This is a genomic window from Streptomyces nitrosporeus (assembly GCF_008704555.1).
GTDB lineage: Bacteria > Actinomycetota > Actinomycetes > Streptomycetales > Streptomycetaceae > Streptomyces > Streptomyces nitrosporeus.
The window spans coordinates 4,591,018-4,607,966 of the sequence record NZ_CP023702.1; the positions used below are offsets into that span (position 1 = coordinate 4,591,018).

The window sequence follows — 16,949 nt, forward strand, 5'->3', positions numbered from 1 at the left end:
GGTGGGAAAGCTGGGGCGGTATATGGGGGTGGCGTGTCGCGCCCGGGGAGCCGTTCCGGTGTGTGCCGGTCACCTTGTGATGACGGTGTGTGAGGGTTGGCCGGTGGGCGGGAGCGGGTGTTGCGCCAGCGCTTAGGCTGTGCGGAACACCAGACGCAGCAGGGGGCAACCGCCATGACGACAGGTCGGCTCGGGCAGCAAGCCGCGCCACCGAACGCGGCCTATGCCGGGCAGGTCGTGCACTTTCCGGATCCGGTGAGGGCGTCCCGTCATCCGAGGGGTGTGCGCGTGGACGAGGGGGGCCGGCCGGTCTTCTCGCCGTACGCGCGTGCGGCGGCTGAGATCGCGGAGCCGCCCCCGGGGTTCGGTGTCGACGAGCTGCGGCTGACGGATGTGGTGTCGGCGAACGCGGCGATGGCGGCGAGCGGGCATGAGCTGTGGGACACGGTCTCGCCGGTGGCGACGCCGCACGGCTGGACGTGGCATCACGTGGCGGGCAGCCGGCGGATGGAGCTGGTGCCGGTCGAGGTGAAGGCGTTGTTGCGTCATCACGGTGGTCTGGCGACGGCTTCGGTGGACCAGGAGCGGCGGGGTACGCGGCCGTTGCAGGAGACCCGGCCGGTTCATTTCCGTCTGCCGAAGGGTGCGGTGGCGGTGAGTGAGCAGCAGGTCCTGGGGGTCGAGGAGGATCTGGGGTACCGGCTTCCGGGTGCGTACCGGTCGTTCCTGAAGGCGGCGGGGGGTTCGGCGCCGGTGGGTGCGGCGCTGGACGCGGAGCTGGGTCTGCTGGTGGACCAGCCGTTCTTCACGGTGCGTGAGGAAGCGGCTGTGAACGATCTTGTTTATGTGAACAAGTGTCTGCGGGATCACTTCACCAAGGACTACCTGGGTGTGGCTTTCGCCCAGGGCGGGATCGTCGCTGTGAAGGTGCGGGGCGGTGATGTGGGGTCGGTGTGGTTCTGCGTGTACGACGACGCGCGGGACCGGGACGGCTGGTCGGTCCAGGAGCGGGCGGAGCGGCTCCTGTTGCCGTGTGGTGCGGATTTCGACGTGTTCCTGCAGCGGTTGGCGGGGAATCCGCCGGAGCTGGAGACGGTGGCGAACCTGATGGTGGACGGTGGCTTCGCGCGGGCCGTTCCGGTGGAGGGGTGAGCGCGGGATGGTGACGTTCGCGCAGGCGCAGGAGCGGGCGGACGAGTGGGTCAACGGTGATGTGCCCGCTTATCAGCACCGTGAGGTGCGGGTCCGTGAGTTCGAGCTGGGTTTTGTGGTGTGGGCCGAGGACCGGGCGGAGGGTCCGGTTTCGGACGGCGGGTCGCAGCGGCTGGTGATCGCCCGGGACAGTGGTGAGGCCACGTTGTGGCCGGGGCTGCCGGTGGGTGAGGTGATCCGGCGGTACGAGGAGGAGTACGGGGCGGATGTCGTGGCTCCGGCTGCTCCGGAGCGGCCGCAGCGTATCGACCTGAACCAGACGTCGTTTCTGCTGACTCCGCCGGAGTGGCTCCAGGAGGCGGCGGACAAGCTGGGGATCGGTGAGGGGGCCGGGGGGCCGGAGGGGGCGTCCTCGGCGTCGTCCGCGTCGTCGTCCGCCGGGTCCTCGGCCCCGGTGGCTTCCGATGTCTCCGCCGCGCCTTCTTCTGCTTCCGCGCCCGCGGCGTCTGCCGCTCCTGCGGTTCCTTCCGCGCCGGCGGCTCCGGCCGGTCCGGGGCCGGTGGACGCGGACGGGCCGGCGTGGCCGGAGGCCGGCGGCGCTCATGAGCCGACGGCGTCGGACGGTGTGCCGGCCGGGAGTACCCCGTGGGCGGGTACGGATACGAATGCCGGGTCGGACGAGGGCGGGGTGCCGCTGCCCGCGACGGTGTTCGCGCCGCCGCTGTCGGGTTCGGACGACGACGGGACGCCTCCTTCGCGGGTGTCGGCGGACGCGCCGACGGCGCTGATGTCGGGCGGGAGCCAGCTGCCGCCGACCGCGGTGGTTCCGGGGCTCGGACCGCAGCAGGGGCAGGGGGCTGCGGCTTCCGCGGGTCCGGGGGCTCCGGCTCCGGCGGGCCCCGGGGCGCCGGGTGGCGCGGGTCCCGGGCCGGCCGCCGGTCCGGGTGACATCGCGGACGCGGCGACCAGCAAGGCGGTCGTGCCGCCGCGTGGAGCGCGGGGTGCGGGTCCGACGACTCCGCCGCCGCCGGGGGCTCCCGGTACGCCCGGGGCGCGGCCCGGTGCCGCTCCTCCGCCGCCCCCGGGGCCGGGTGCGCCCGGTGCTCCGGCCGGGAACTACGTGCCGACGCAGATGGTGTCGCAGCTGGGCCCGCCGCCCGGCGGGCCGGGTGTGCCCGCGCCTCCGGGTGCGCCGGGTGTGCCTCCGGCTCCTCCCGGTCCGACCCCTCCGCCGCCCGGTGGCGGGGTGCATCAGGCGGCGACGATGTTCGCCGACGCGAGCCCGGGCGGGCCCGCCGCGCCGCAGCCTCCGGGCCCGCCGGGCGCCCCGGGTGTGCCCGCGCCTCCGGGTGCGCCGGGTACGCCTCCGCCTCCTCCCGGTTCGACGCCGCCGCCCGGTGGCGGGGTGCACCATGCCGCGACGATGCTGGCGGGTCCGCCCGGCCCCGCCGCGCCGCAGCCTCCGGGCCCTCCCGGCCCGCCCGGTGCGCCGGGTGCGCCGTCGGGTCCGCCCGCGCCGCCGCCCGCCGGTGTGCACACGCCGCCGCCTCCGGGGGCGTACGGCTATCCGCAGCAGCCGTCCGGGCAGCCGACGGTGGGTCCGGGGTATCAGGCGGTGCTGCGGTACCGCGCGCCGGACGGCAGCGAGCAGCAGCTGATCCGCCGTTCCGCGCCGGGTACGCCGCATCCGGAGTGGCAGATGCTGCATGAGCTGCGGGCGATGAACGTGCCGCCGCAGCAGGTCATCGAGCTGCACACGGAGCTGGAGTCCTGTGAGCTGCCGGGTGCGTACTGTGCGCGGATGATCCGGGAGATGTGGCCGCAGGTGCGGATCACGAGCGTGGCTCCGTACGGGACGGACCACGCGAGCCGGCAGCAGGGTGTGCGGGCGTTGCTGACGCATCAGGGTGAGCTGCACCAGGTGGCGGACGGTCCGGCCCGGCCTGCGCCGGTGCGGGCGCCGTTGCCGCAGGTGGCTCCTGCTCCGGCGATTCCGCCGGAGGCGTTGGCGGAGGAGATGCTGGGGGCGTTCGGCCCGCAGGGCGTGCTCCGTTTCGATCAGCGTGCGGTGTCGCGGCAGGGTGTGCCCGAGACGGTGGCGCGGACCCTGGTGTGGGCGGGTCTGCCCGCTGACTTCGGGCCGTTCTTCTGGGCGCAGCCGGGGAACCCGGTGGTGCCGACGCTGGGTGAGCTGGCGGCGCAGCGTCAGGTGCGGCCGGCCTCGGACGCGGGTTCGTATCTGGTGATGGGTTCGGACTTCGGCCGGGCGATCTGTGTGCAGTACGGCACGGCGAACATCGTGGCGGTGCCGGTGGAGGCGGGTCCGGGTGGTCAGCCGGTGCCGCCGCAGTTCGTGAACACGGGGCTGCCGGAGTTCGTGCGGTCGATGGCGTTGCTGGGCCGGATGTGGCGGCTGCGGTACGGGCTGAATCCGGAGCAGGCGGGCCGTTGGACAGTCGATTTCCAGGCGCAGTTGGCGGCTCTGGACGCGGCGGCGCTGGCGTCGCCGGAGAGCTGGTGGTCGGTTCTGCTGGAGCAGATGTGGGACGGGCTGTTGTGATCTGACCCGTCTTGGAATCCGCTGGGCGTGGCGCCCGGGCCCTGTGGGGTCCGGGCGTTTCCTTTTTTGTTCCTTCTGTGATGCCGGTCGCTTCCGTCTTGTTTGTGGTTGATCGATTCCGACTTCCGGCATCAATTGCCGCATCCTTGACGTATTGCTTGGTGGTCGGGCGTCCGAGAGCGGGAAGAGGCTTCAGGGATGAGTGGTGGACCGGTGTCCGCGTACGGCTTCGTCGGGGTGCGGGGGCGTGGTTACCGTCCGGAGCAGGTGGACCGGGTCGCGGCGGCTCTGGTGGGGGAGCGGGACGAGGCGCTGGCGCTGCTGGCGCGGCTGACGGCGCTGGAGGAGGAGCTGGCGGCGGAGTCGGCGCGGCTGCGCGAGGTGGTGGCGTCGCTGGTGGCGCCGACGTACGCGGAGCTGGGGGAGCGGGCCCAGCGGATCCTGGCGCTTGCCGAGGCGGAGGCGGAGGCGGTCCGGGGCGCGGCCTCGAAGGAGGCGCAGGCGTGGCGGGACGAGGCCGAGGAGGAGGGCCGGGGGGTCCGGGAGGCGGCGCGGGCGGAGGCGGAGTCGGTGCGGGCGGCCGCCGGGGCGCGGGCGGAGGCGCGGCTCGCCGAGGCGGAGGAGGCGGCCGGGGCGCTGGTGCGGGAGGCGCGTGAGGAGGCTGCCCGGGTCCGTGAGGCCGCGGAGTCGGAGATGGCCGGGACCCGTCGGCGTACGGCGGGTGTCCTGGCGCACCAGGAGCAGGAGCACGCGGAGAGGGACAAGGCGGCCCGGGCGGAGTTCGAGGCCGCGGAGGCGGCGGCCGTGGCGCGTGAGGCGGAGCTGGAGGCGCGGGGGGAGGCGTTGCTGGAGAAGGCGCGGCGGCGGCTCGCGGAGGCGGAGGAGTCCGCCCGGCACGGTCAGGAGGACGCGCAGGCGCGGGCGGAGGAGTTGCTGTCGCGGGCGCGGATGGCTCAGGAGCGGGTGGTCCGGGAGACGGAGCGGGTGTTGCGTGAGCACGAGGAGGCCCGCGAGGAGGTGCAGGCGCACATGGCGCATGTGCGGGCGTCGCTGGCGGCGTTGACGGGGCGTACGGCGGCCACCGGGAGCTGAGGGGCGGCCTCGCGGTTCCGGCTGGTTCCGCTCCGGCCGGTCCCGGTGCGGAGGGCCCCGGTGCGGAGGGTCCCGGCCCGGCCGGTTCCGGTGCGGAGGGTTACGGGTGCGGGGTGGGCCGTCGCCGGGGTGGGCCCGGTGGTGGGGGGGGGTCTCCACCCCGGCGGCGGTCCTGTCCGTGGTGCGGTGCCCGCTACTTGATGCCGAGGAGCTGTTCCAGCGGGTCGATCGCGAAGTAGACGAGGAAGAGCACCGCGGTGCCCCAGAGCAGCCAGTGGACTTCCCGGGCCTTGCCCAGGCATGCCTTGATGACGACGTAGGCGATGAAGCCGGCGCCGATGCCGTTGGTGATGGAGTAGGTGAACGGCATGACGACGATGGTGAGGAAGGCGGGGACGGCGAGTTCGTAGCGGTCCCAGTCGATGTGCTTGACCTGGGTCATCATCAGGAATCCGACCGCGACGAGGGCGGGGGACGCGGCCTGCATCGGGACGATGGTGAGGACCGGGGTGAAGAAGAGGGCCAGGGCGAAGAGGCCGCCGGTGACGAGGTTGGCGAAGCCGGTGCGGGCGCCTTCGCCGACGCCGGCGGCGGACTCGATGTAGGTGGTGGCGGAGGAGGCCGAGGCGGCGCCGCCGGCGACGGCCGCCGCGCCGTCGATCAGCAGGACGCGGCCGAGCCCCGGGACCTGGCCGCGTTCGTCCAGGAGGCCGGCTTCGGCGGTGACGCCGACGACGGTGCCCATCGTGTCGAAGAAGTCCGACAGGATGAGCGTGAAGATGAGCAGGACGACGGTCAGGACACTGATCTGCCCGAAGGAGCCGAACAGGTCGAACTGGCCCAGCAGTCCGAAGTCGGGGGCGGCGACGGGGTTGTCGGGCATCGAGGGGGCGGTCAGGCCCCAGGTCCTGACGTCGGCGATCGCGTTGACGGCGATGGCGAGGACGGTCATCAGGACGATGCTGATGAGGATGGCGCCCTTGACCTTGCGGGCGAGCAGGACGACGGTCACGAGTACGCCGAGGCAGAAGACCAGCATGGGCCAGCCGGTGAGGGCGCCGGTGCCGAGCTGGACGGGGACGGTGGAGTTCGCCGCGTCCGGGATGCGGGTGACGAACCCGGCGTCGACGAAGCCGATGAAGGCGATGAACAGGCCGATGCCGACGCTGATGGCCTGCTTGAGTGCCTGAGGGATGGCGTGCATGATCGCCTGGCGCAGGCCGGTCGCCACCAGGACGCAGATCAGCAGGCCTTCGAGCACGATGAGGCCCATGGCCTCGTCCCAGGCCATCAGGGGGGCGACCTGGTAGGCGACGATGGCGTTGATGCCCAGGCCGGCGGCCAGGGCGAGCGGGAGGTTGCCGCCGACCCCCATGATCAGGGTCATCACCGCGGCGACGAGCGCGGTGGCGGTGACGAGCTGGACCGGGTCGAGCTGCTCGCCGAACTTGTCCTTCGCGCTGCCGAGGATGATCGGGTTGAGCACGAGGATGTACGCCATGGTGAAGAAGGTGGCGAACCCGCCGCGTATCTCCCGGCCGTAGGTCGATCCGCGTTCCCTGATGTGGAAGAACCGGTCGAGGGCGCCGCCGGGTTCGGTCGGCGGGGTATCGGCCGGGCTGGTCTTGCTGGGGTGCATGACTGCGTCTCCTGGGCCTGCAGATGATCGGGGGAAGGGGGGTCGCCGTTGCCCGGTGCGGGTGACGGGCTGCCCGGGGTACGGGCGGGCGGCGCCTTGCGAGCGGATCATACGTGCCGGAGCCGCTCCTGCAACTGGCGTGTTTTACAAGACAGTTGATGCCCGAAAACCTTCTGTCGGTTCCTACGGAAACGGTGGTGACCTATCCCGCCAAACCGCCATGGGCACGACATCGGCCATGGATTTCCGGGTGACGGGCCCCCTACTCTCTGTGCGTGCATCCACCGCTCCCCTTCAACGCGCGCGCTGCCCGGGCCCTGCGTGAAAAGCTCGGGATGGCCCCCGGTCACGTCGCCTACGGCATGCGGGCCTCCTTCGGGACGGCCCATGTCACGCCCGAGCACGTCGAGGCGTGGGAACGCGGCACGGCCCTGCCCGACGCGGGCGAGGTCGCGGCCCTCGCGGGTGCCCTGTGGTGTCATCCCAGCGAACTCATGGGCCGCCCGCGCACCTTGCGTGAGCACCGCATCGCCCGCGGGATCCCGGCGGAGGACGTCGCCCGCGGTACGGGCCTGCGCCTCGACGCCTACCACCACATGGAGGAGACGGGCCGGTGGACCGGTGACAAGAGGCAGTCCGCGAAGCTGGGCGCCCTCCTCCAGCTGCCCCCGCGGGACTTCATCGCCGTCACCGGTCTGGAGGGCGAACTCGCCCGCCTCCTCACCGAGGCGGTCACCACCCGGTGGCAGGCCCACGTCCGGGCCGTGGCCAGACTCATCTCGATGGAGCGCAAGCAGCTGCACGGGCCCCTGGACGCCATGTACCACGAGTACCAGGCCCTGATGACGGCCACGCTCAGCCGGGCCGGCGGCACCACCGCCTCCGGCGAGGACGGGCGGCGCTACCTGGAGGAGATCGTCGACCACTTCTGGACCCGGCTCCCGGACCAGCCGTAGGCCGCGCGCCCGGGGGCCGGTCCGGTGGCCGGGCACGGGCGGACCGGGCCGCCCGGCCGGCACCGGCGGCCGGTTCAGTCCGCGGCGGCCGGGGTGGTGTCCTCGTGCTCGGCCAGGACGGGGAAGCGGCGCGGCGCCATGAACACCAGGACCAGGAGCGCCAGTACGGCCGCCACGGCCGCGCCGGTGAAGACGTGGTCGACGGCCGTGTCGACGGCGCGGCGCAGATGGTCGGTCGCGGCGCCGGTCAGCGCCGCGGGATCCTCCAGGGCGTGGGAGACGCCGTCGAGGTCCCCGGGCAGCCCGGGGACGGGTGCGTCGGTGAGCCGGGCCGCGAGCGCGGTGTTGGCGACCGCCCCGAAGAGCGCGGCGCCCAGGCTCTGGCCGACCTGGCGGCAGAAGAGTACGGAAGCCGTCGTGGTGCCCCGCTCGGACCAGCCGACCGTGGACTGGACGCCCACGATCAGCGGGAGCTGGAAGAGGCCGAGGGCGGCGCCCAGCAGCAGCATCAGCAGGGCGGGGTGCCAGGCGGAGCCGGGGTAGGGCAGCAGCGGGAAGGCGAGCAGCACGAGCAGGGCGCCGGTCATTCCGGTGATCGCGGTGCGGCGGAAGCCGATGCGGTTGTAGACGCGGTCGGCGAGGGCGGCGGAGACGGGCCAGCTGAGGGTCATGACGGAGAGGACGAAGCCGGCGGCGATCGGGCCGAGTCCGAGTACCGACTGCGCGTAGGTCGGCAGGAAGACGGTGGGCGCGATCATCAGCAGGCCCATCGCGCCGAGGGCGAGGTTGACCGAGGCGATGGTGCGGCGGCGCCAGACCCAGCCGGGTATGACGGGTTCGGCGGCGCGCCGTTCGATGAGGACGGTCAGGGCGGCCAGTGCGAGGCTCGCGCCGATCAGGGCGAGGGAGGGGGCGGACAGCCAGGGCCAGGCGACCCCGCCCTGCACGAGCGTGGTCAGCACCAGCGCTCCGGTGGCGAACACGGCGAGTGCGCCCGCCCAGTCGACGCGGGGGCGCGGGGTGGTGCGGGAGCGGGCGGGTTCGTGGAGGTGGCGCAGTACCAGCCAGAGGGCGAAGGCCCCGATCGGCAGGTTGATGAGGAAGATCCAGCGCCAGTCGGCGTAGGCGGCGAGGAGGCCGCCGACGGCGGGCCCGGCGACGGCCGAGCCGGCCCAGACGGTGGACAGCCGGGCCTGGATCCTGGGGCGTTCCTTCAGGGGGTAGAGGTCTGCGGCGATGGTCTGCACGGTGCCCTGGAGGGCGCCGCCGCCGAGGCCCTGGACGACCCGGAACGCGATCAGGGCGGCCATGTTCCAGGCGGCGGCGCAGAGCAGGGAGCCGGCGAGGAAGAGGACGATGCCCGCGAGGAGGACGGGCTTGCGGCCGAAGGTGTCGGAGAGCTTCCCGTAGACGGGCAGGGTGACGGTGACGGCGAGGAGGTAGCCGGAGAACAGCCAGGAGAACACGGCGAACCCGCCGAGGTCGCCGACGATCTGCGGGACCGCGGTGGCGACGATGGTGCCGTCGATCGCGGCGAGTCCCATGACGAGCATGAGTGCGGCGGCGACGGGCCGGCGGCGGTCGCGGTCGTCTGTCGGGGCCGCCGGGGCCGCCGGGGCCGCGCGGGTCGCCGGGGTGGCCCGGGCCGTCCGGGTGCCGTCGCGTCCGGGCGCCGTCGCGGCCGTGCCGTCGGGGCCGGGCGCGGGCGCGGTGGTGCCGTCCGGGGCCGGGGCGGGGGAGGCGTCCGGCGGGGTGCCGCCGCCCGGCGGCCCGCCGCCGGCGCCGCTCGTCCCGCCCGCCCCGCCCGCTTCGCCGGTGCCGCTCGTACCGGCTGTGCCGGCGGCGCCGCTCGTACCGGCTGTGTCGTCCGCACTGTTCATGCCGCCCCCCACAGGACTTCCTTCACTGTGCACGCACTTTCCGGGGGTCACTGTCTCACCGCGGGCGGCGCGGCGGGTACGGAGGACCGGTGGCTGAGACCCCCTACTCAGGACCGTCTCCAGGAGCCCGGACCCCTAGGGGAGTTGCCGTATTCCGCCCCGGGGGGCGTTCCTCCCGGCGGAGGACGTGCCGGGGCGGCCGCGTTCCTTAACGTGTTCTTACACCGCAACGTGTTCACGCGCCGCAACGCGCTCCCGCACCGCCGGTGCGGCTGACCACAGCGGACCGGGTGGGGAAAACCCCACCGGAAGACTGCGCCGGGCACCAGCGCGCCGGACCCCCCTCGCGGACAAGACTCGGAACGTACACCGAGACGTCCAGGCACTGACCGACATAGGAGACTTACCGTGACAACGGCTGTGACCATTCCCAGGCACGGGGACACTGGAGGGCTTACGGCCGTCGCCGCACGAGCGCGGCAGGTCGTCAAGGCGTACGGGGCGGGGGAGACCCGGGTCGTGGCGCTCGACCACGTCGATGTGGACATCGCCCGCGGCGAGTTCACGGCGATCATGGGGCCGTCGGGGTCCGGCAAGTCGACGCTGATGCACTGCCTGGCCGGCCTGGACACCGTGACCTCCGGGCAGATCCACCTCGCCGACACCGAGATCACCGGGCTGAAGGACAAGAAGCTCACACAGCTGCGCCGGGACCGGATCGGTTTCATCTTCCAGGCGTTCAACCTGCTGCCGACGCTGAACGCGCTGGAGAACATCACCCTGCCGATGGACATCGCGGGCCGCAGGCCGGACGCCGGCTGGCTGGACCAGGTCGTGGAGACCGTGGGCCTCGCCGGGCGTCTGAAGCACCGGCCCACCCAGCTCTCCGGCGGTCAGCAGCAGCGGGTCGCGGTGGCCCGGGCGCTGGCCGCCCGCCCCGAGATCATCTTCGGTGACGAGCCCACCGGGAACCTGGACTCGCGGGCCGGTGCCGAGGTGCTGTCCTTCCTCCGCAAGTCGGTCGACGAGCTCGGCCAGACCATCGTCATGGTCACCCACGACCCGGTGGCCGCCTCCTACGCGGACCGGGTGCTCTACCTCGCCGACGGATCGATCGTCGACGAGATGCGTGACCCGACGGCCGAGCAGGTCCTGGACCGCATGAAGGACTTCGACGCGCGCGGGCGGACGTCATGACCGTCTGGAAGACCTCCGTGCGCAACTTCCTCGCGCACAAGGGGCGGATGGCGCTGTCGGCCGTCGCCGTCCTGCTGTCGGTGGCGTTCGTCTGCGGGACGCTCGTCTTCACCGACACGATGAACACCACGTTCGACAAGCTCTTCGCGGTGGCGTCCTCCGACGTCACCGTCAGCCCGAAGGCGGCCGGCGAGGCCGACGAACTGCCCGGGAACGGCCGGCCCGCGACCCTTCCCGCCTCGGTCGTCGAGCAGGTGAAGAAGGCCGACGGGGTGCAGGACGCCGAAGGCGGCGTGATGAGCATGTCCGTCACCGTCGTCGACCGCCACAACGAGAACATGGGCTCCGAGACCGGTGCCCCGACGATCGCCGGCAACTGGACGCGCAACGACCTGCGTTCGATGGAGATCACCTCCGGCCACGCCCCGCGCGGGCCCACCGAGGTCATGGTCGACGCCGACACCGCCGAGAAGCACCGCCTGGAACTGGGCGACGAACTGCGCACCGTCGCGGTCACCGGTGAAATCCGGGCGAAGATCAGCGGCATCGCCACGTTCACCGTGACCAACCCCGGTGCCGCGGCCGTGTTCTTCGACACCGCCACCGCGCAGGAGGAACTGCTCGGCGGGGCCGGCCTGTTCACCCACGTCAACGTCACCGCCCGGCCGGGTGTCGGGGACGACCGGCTGAAGGAGGACGTCGCCTCCGCCCTCGGCGGCGCCGGCACGTACAAGCTGCAGACGCAGAAGGAGGCGGCCGAGGCCAACAAGGACTCCATGGGCTCCTTCCTGGACGTGATGAAGTACGCGATGCTCGGCTTCGCCGGGATCGCCTTCCTCGTCGGCATCTTCCTGATCGTCAACACCTTCTCGATGCTGGTGGCCCAGCGGACCCGTGAGATCGGCCTGATGCGGGCGATCGGGTCCAGCCGCAAGCAGGTCAACCGGTCGGTGCTGGTCGAGGCGGTACTCCTCGGCGTCGTCGGGTCGGTCCTCGGGGTGGGCGCCGGGGTCGGGCTCGCCGTCGGGCTGATGAAGATGATGGGCGCCATGGGCATGGAGCTGTCCACCGAGGACCTCACCGTCGCCTGGACGACCCCGGTGACCGGCCTGGTGCTCGGTGTCGTGGTGACCGTCCTCGCCGCCTACATCCCGGCGCGCCGGGCCGGGAAGGTCTCCCCGATGGCGGCCCTGCGGGACGCCGGGACCCCCGCGGACGCCAGGTCCGGCTGGGTCAGGGCCGGTATCGGCCTGGTCCTCACCGGGGCCGGCGCCGCCGGGCTCTGGGCGACGGCGCGGGCCGACGAGGCGGGCGAGGGCTCGCTCTACCTCGGCCTGGGCGTGGTCCTCACCCTGATCGGCTTCATCGTGATCGGCCCGCTGCTCGCCGGGATCGTCGTACGGGCGCTGAGCGTCGTCGTGCTCAGGCTGTTCGGACCGGTCGGACGGCTCGCGGAACGCAACGCGCTGCGCAACCCCCGGCGCACCGGGGCGACGGGTGCCGCGCTGATGATCGGCCTCGCGCTGGTGGCGTGCCTGTCGGTCGTCGGCTCCTCGATGGTCGCCTCGGCCACCGACGAGCTGGACAAGTCGGTCGGTACCGACTTCATCGTCCAGTCGGGCACCGGCCAGCTGATCGTGCCGCAGGCCGCGGAGGCGATCGAGGAGGTCCCGTCCGTCGAGTACGTCACCCACTACAAGGTCCTCAAGGCGAAGCTCACCAACCCCGACGGCTCCTCGGGGGAGGAGCACGTCACCGCCGCCGACCCGACGTACCCGAAGGACCTGCGGCGCGAGACCGTCGCCGGTGACCTGGCGAAGGCGTACGGCGAGAACGCGATGTCGGTCGGCTCGGACTACGCCGCCGCGCACGGGATCGAGGCGGGGGACAGGATCACCGTCGCCTTCGAGGCAGGGAGGACGGCGGAGCTGGAGGTCGCCGCGATCACCTCGGACGACACCAGCGTGGACCAGGGCGCGATGTACATCAGCACCGCGACCGCCGGACGGTACGTGTCCGCGGAGGACCTGCCGGCGGACATGATCATGTTCGCCTCCGCCGTGGACGGCAAGGAGAAGGAGGCGTACGAGGCCCTCCAGGAGGCGCTCGCCCCCTACCCGCAGTACAAGGTGCAGAATCAGGCCGACTTCAAGCAGGACCTGAAGGACCAGATCGGCCAGCTGCTGAACATCGTGTACGGCCTGCTGGCCCTGGCGATCATCGTCGCGGTGCTGGGCGTGGTGAACACCCTGGCCCTCTCGGTGGTCGAGCGGACCCGTGAGATCGGCCTGATGCGGGCGATCGGCCTCTCCCGGCGCCAGCTGCGCCGGATGATCCGGCTGGAATCCGTGGTCATCGCCCTGTTCGGCGCGCTGCTGGGCCTCGGGCTGGGGATGGGCTGGGGGACGTCCGCCCAGAAGCTGCTGGCCCTGGAGGGCCTGGGCGTCCTGGAGATCCCGTGGCCGACGATCCTCACCGTGTTCGTCGCCTCGGCCTTCGTCGGACTGTTCGCCGCGCTGGTCCCGGCCTTCCGGGCGGGCCGGATGAACGTCCTGAACGCGATCGCCACCGACGGGTGAGGCGGATGCCGTGAGACCGCTCCGCCGCCCCCGGCGGGGCAGCCCTTAGGATGGCCGGGCCGGCCCCGGGACGTTCCTCCAAACGTCCCGGGGCCGCTCGCGTCGGGACACCGCCCGGACGGTACCGCTGTCCGGGCGGCGACGTTCCCTCGCGCGGGTGACACACCGGCGTCGTAGGCTGGGAACCCCCGGCCCGTTCCACGTGTCGGGCCCTTCGCGTTGCTCACTCGCCACACCGGACGGAAACCTTCATGAGCCTGCACGGTCTGCTGGACGTCGTCGTCACCGATCCGGCGCTCTCGGAAGCGGTGAAGGCCGCGTCCGACGGCCACCGGGCCCACGTCGACCTGGTCGGCCCGCCGGCCGCCCGCCCCTTCGTGGTGGCCGCCCTGGCCCGGGAGGCCGGGCGGCCGGTCCTCGCGGTCACCGCGACGGGCCGCGAGGCGGAGGACCTGGCGGCCGCGCTGCGGACGCTGCTGCCGCCGGACACGGTCGCGGAGTACCCGTCCTGGGAGACCCTGCCGCACGAGCGGCTGTCACCCCGCTCGGACACCGTGGGGCGGCGCCTGGCGGTGCTGCGGCGGCTGACGCACCCGCGCCCGGACGACCCGGAGACCGGTCCGGTCTCGGTCGTCGTCGCACCGGTCCGCTCGGTGCTCCAGCCGCAGGTCAAGGGGCTCGGCGATCTGGAGCCGGTGGCGCTGAGCAGTGGGCAGAGCGCGGACCTGAACGAGGTCGTGGACGCGCTCGCGGCGGCCGCGTACGCCCGGGTCGAGCTGGTCGAGAAGCGCGGCGAGTTCGCCGTGCGCGGCGGGATCCTGGACGTCTTCCCGCCGACCGAGGAGCACCCCCTGCGGGTGGAGTTCTGGGGCGACGACGTCGAGGAGATCCGCTACTTCAAGATCGCCGACCAGCGGTCGCTGGAGGTCGCCGAGCACGGGCTGTGGGCCCCGCCCTGCCGTGAGCTGCTGCTGACCGAGGACGTGCGGCGGCGCGCGGCGGCACTGGCCGAGGCCCATCCCGAGCTGGGGGAGCTGCTCGGAAAGATCGCCGAGGGCATCGCGGTCGACGGCATGGAGTCCCTCGCGCCGGTCCTGGTCGACGAGATGGAGCTGCTGCTGGACGTCCTGCCGGAGGGGGCCATGGCGCTGGTCTGCGACCCGGAGCGGGTGCGGACCCGGGCGGCCGACCTGGTCGCCACCAGCCAGGAGTTCCTCCAGGCGTCCTGGGCGGCCACGGCGGGCGGCGGCGAGGCGCCGATCGACGTCGGGGCGGCGTCGCTGCGGGGCATCGCGGACGTCCGGGAGCGGGCCCGTGAACTGGGGATGATGTGGTGGACCGCGTCCCCGTTCGCCGCGGACGACGAGGACACCGACGAGGACACCCTGAAGCTGGGGATGCGCGCTCCGGAGACCTACCGGGGCGACACCGCGCGGGCGCTGGCCGACACCAAGGGCTGGCTGGCCGACGGCTGGCGCACGGTGTACGTCACCGAGGGGCACGGCACGGCGTCGAGGATCGCCGGGGTGCTGGGCGGCGAGGGGATCGCGGCCCGGGTCGACCAGGTGCTGACCGGGATCGAACCGTCGCTGGTGCACGTGGCGTGCGCGGCGCTGGACCACGGGTTCGTGGACCCGGGCCTGAAACTGGCGGTGCTGACCGAGACCGATCTGACGGGGCAGCGCACCGCCAGCAAGGACCTGGGGCGGATGCCGGCCCGCCGGCGCAAGTCGGTCGACCCGCTGACCCTCGAATCGGGCGACTACATCGTGCACGAGCAGCACGGGGTCGGCCGGTACATCGAGATGGTCCAGCGGACCGTGCAGGGCGCGACCCGCGAGTACCTCCTCGTGGAGTACGCCCCCGCCAAGCGCGGCCAGCCCGGCGACCGGCTGTACATCCCGACCGACCAGCTGGAACAGGTCACCAAGTACGTCGGCGGGGAGGCGCCCACCCTGCACCGGCTGGGCGGCGCGGACTGGACGAAGACGAAGCAGCGGGCGAAGAAGGCGGTCAAGGAGATCGCCGCCGACCTGATCAAGCTGTACTCGGCGCGGATGGCGGCCCCCGGGCACCCCTTCGCCCCGGACACCCCCTGGCAGCGGGAACTGGAGGACGCCTTCCCGTACGCGGAGACGCCCGACCAGCTGTCCACGATCGCCGAGGTCAAGGAGGACATGGAGAAGTCGGTCCCGATGGACCGGCTGATCTGCGGCGACGTCGGCTACGGCAAGACGGAGATCGCGGTGCGCGCCGCGTTCAAGGCGGTCCAGGACGGCAAGCAGGTCGCCGTGCTCGTCCCGACGACACTGCTGGTCCAGCAGCACTACGGCACGTTCACCGAGCGGTACGCCCAGTTCCCGGTCAATGTGCGGGCACTGAGCCGGTTCCAGTCCGACACCGAGTCGAAGGCGACGCTGGAGGGGCTGAGGGACGGCTCGGTCGACCTGGTCATCGGGACGCACCGGCTGTTCTCGTCGGAGACGAAGTTCAAGGACCTGGGCCTGGTCATCGTCGACGAGGAGCAGCGCTTCGGTGTCGAGCACAAGGAGCAGCTGAAGAAGCTCCGCGCCAACGTCGACGTCCTGACGATGTCGGCGACACCGATCCCGCGCACCCTGGAGATGGCGGTCACCGGCATCCGCGAGATGTCGACGATCACCACCCCGCCGGAGGAGCGGCACCCGGTCCTGACCTTCGTCGGGCCGTACGAGCAGAAGCAGATCGGCGCGGCGGTGCGGCGTGAACTCCTGCGTGAGGGCCAGGTGTTCTACATCCACAACCGGGTGGAGTCGATCGACCGGGCGGCGGCCAGGCTGCGGGAGATCGTCCCGGAGGCGCGGATCGCGACGGCGCACGGGCAGATGGGCGAGGGCGCGCTGGAACAGGTCGTCGTCGACTTCTGGGAGAAGAAGTTCGACGTGCTGGTCTCCACGACGATCGTCGAGTCCGGCATCGACATCTCCAACGCCAACACGCTGATCGTGGAGCGCGGCGACAACTTCGGCCTCTCCCAGCTGCACCAGCTGCGCGGGCGGGTCGGCCGCGGCCGGGACCGGGGGTACGCCTACTTCCTGTACCCGCCGGAGAAGCCGCTCACCGAGACCGCGCACGAACGCCTCGCGACGATCGCCCAGCACACGGAGATGGGCGCGGGCATGTACGTGGCGATGAAGGACCTGGAGATCCGCGGGGCGGGCAACCTGCTCGGCGGCGAGCAGTCCGGGCACATCGCGGGCGTCGGCTTCGACCTGTACATCCGGATGGTCGGTGAGGCGGTCGCCGACTACCGGGCGGCGGTGGACGGCGGGGTGGAGGAGGAGCCGCCGCTGGAGGTCAAGATCGAGCTCCCGGTCGACGCGCACGTCCCGCACGACTACGCCCCCGGTGAGCGGCTGCGCCTCCAGGCGTACCGGTCGATCGCCTCGGCCAACAGCGAGGAGGACATCCGCGCGGTACGGGAGGAGCTGACCGACCGCTACGGCAAGCTGCCCGAGCCGGTGGAGAACCTGCTGCTGGTGGCGGGTCTGCGGATGCTGGCGCGGGCCTGCGGGGTGGGCGAGATCGTGCTCCAGGGCCCGAACATCCGCTTCGCGCCGGTGGAGTTGCGCGAGTCGCAGGAGCTGCGGCTGAAGCGGCTGCACCCGAAGGCGGTCATCAAGCAGTCCGCCCACCAGATCCTCGTCCCGCGCCCGACGGCGGGCAGGATCGGCGGGAAGCCGGTGGTCGGCCGTGAACTCCTGGCGTGGACCGGGGAGTTCCTGACGACGATCCTGGGTTCGTAGGGCGCGGCCCTGCCGCTGTCCGTCCCGCCGGGCCCCGCTGCCCGTCCCGCCGGCCTCCGCTGCCCGTCCCGCCGCCCGGGGTGTCCTTCCGGACGCCGCGGGCGGCGGC

The 16,949-nt window shown here is 72.6% G+C and carries 9 protein-coding genes; 7 read left to right on the top strand and 2 right to left on the bottom strand.

From position 1 onward, the window contains the following. Positions 1–174 precede the first annotated feature (174 nt). The 3 genes from CP967_RS20405 (at position 175) to CP967_RS20415 (ending at position 4,804) form a co-directional block, all read left to right on the top strand. Complete coding sequence (locus CP967_RS20405) at positions 175–1,152, top strand: SMI1/KNR4 family protein (RefSeq protein WP_150491960.1); 978 nt, start codon at positions 175–177, stop codon at positions 1,150–1,152. A gap of 7 nt (positions 1,153–1,159) precedes the next feature. After that, positions 1,160–3,712, top strand: coding sequence for an SUKH-4 family immunity protein (locus CP967_RS20410; protein WP_150489350.1), 2,553 nt, complete (start codon positions 1,160–1,162; stop codon positions 3,710–3,712). A 198-nt stretch (positions 3,713–3,910) separates the two neighbouring features. Beyond that, the gene (locus CP967_RS20415) at positions 3,911–4,804 is read left to right on the top strand and encodes a coiled-coil domain-containing protein (RefSeq protein ID WP_150489351.1); all 894 of its coding nucleotides are present in this window, start codon (positions 3,911–3,913) and stop codon (positions 4,802–4,804) included. A gap of 193 nt (positions 4,805–4,997) precedes the next feature. On the opposite strand, the gene CP967_RS20420 is transcribed toward CP967_RS20415, so the two are convergent. Continuing rightward, a complete protein-coding gene (locus CP967_RS20420; protein WP_150489352.1) occupies positions 4,998–6,443 on the bottom strand; it encodes an NCS2 family permease in 1,446 nt (481 codons plus the stop codon). 275 nt (positions 6,444–6,718) lie between these two features. Between CP967_RS20420 and CP967_RS20425 the strand changes: the two genes are divergently transcribed. Further along, a complete protein-coding gene (locus CP967_RS20425; protein ID WP_373300369.1) occupies positions 6,719–7,399 on the top strand; it encodes a helix-turn-helix domain-containing protein in 681 nt (226 codons plus the stop codon). 74 nt (positions 7,400–7,473) lie between these two features. Here CP967_RS20425 and CP967_RS20430 read toward each other — a convergent pair whose 3' ends face one another. Next, the gene (locus tag CP967_RS20430) at positions 7,474–9,279 is read right to left on the bottom strand and encodes an MFS transporter (RefSeq protein ID WP_229888392.1); all 1,806 of its coding nucleotides are present in this window, start codon (positions 9,277–9,279) and stop codon (positions 7,474–7,476) included. Between the two features lie 408 nt (positions 9,280–9,687). Between CP967_RS20430 and CP967_RS20435 the strand changes: the two genes are divergently transcribed. From CP967_RS20435 to mfd, 3 genes are all read left to right on the top strand, one after another. Then, complete coding sequence (locus tag CP967_RS20435; protein ID WP_150489353.1) at positions 9,688–10,476, top strand: ABC transporter ATP-binding protein; 789 nt, start codon at positions 9,688–9,690, stop codon at positions 10,474–10,476. Further along, on the top strand, positions 10,473–13,055 hold the full coding sequence (locus CP967_RS20440; RefSeq protein ID WP_150489354.1) for an ABC transporter permease: 2,583 nt from the start codon (positions 10,473–10,475) through the stop codon (positions 13,053–13,055). Before CP967_RS20435 ends, CP967_RS20440 begins: the two co-directional genes overlap by 4 nt. A 251-nt stretch (positions 13,056–13,306) precedes the next feature. Next, positions 13,307–16,840, top strand: a complete 3,534-nt coding sequence (gene mfd, locus CP967_RS20445; protein WP_150489355.1) for a transcription-repair coupling factor — start codon at positions 13,307–13,309, stop codon at positions 16,838–16,840. The last annotated feature ends 109 nt before the right edge of the window (positions 16,841–16,949 follow it).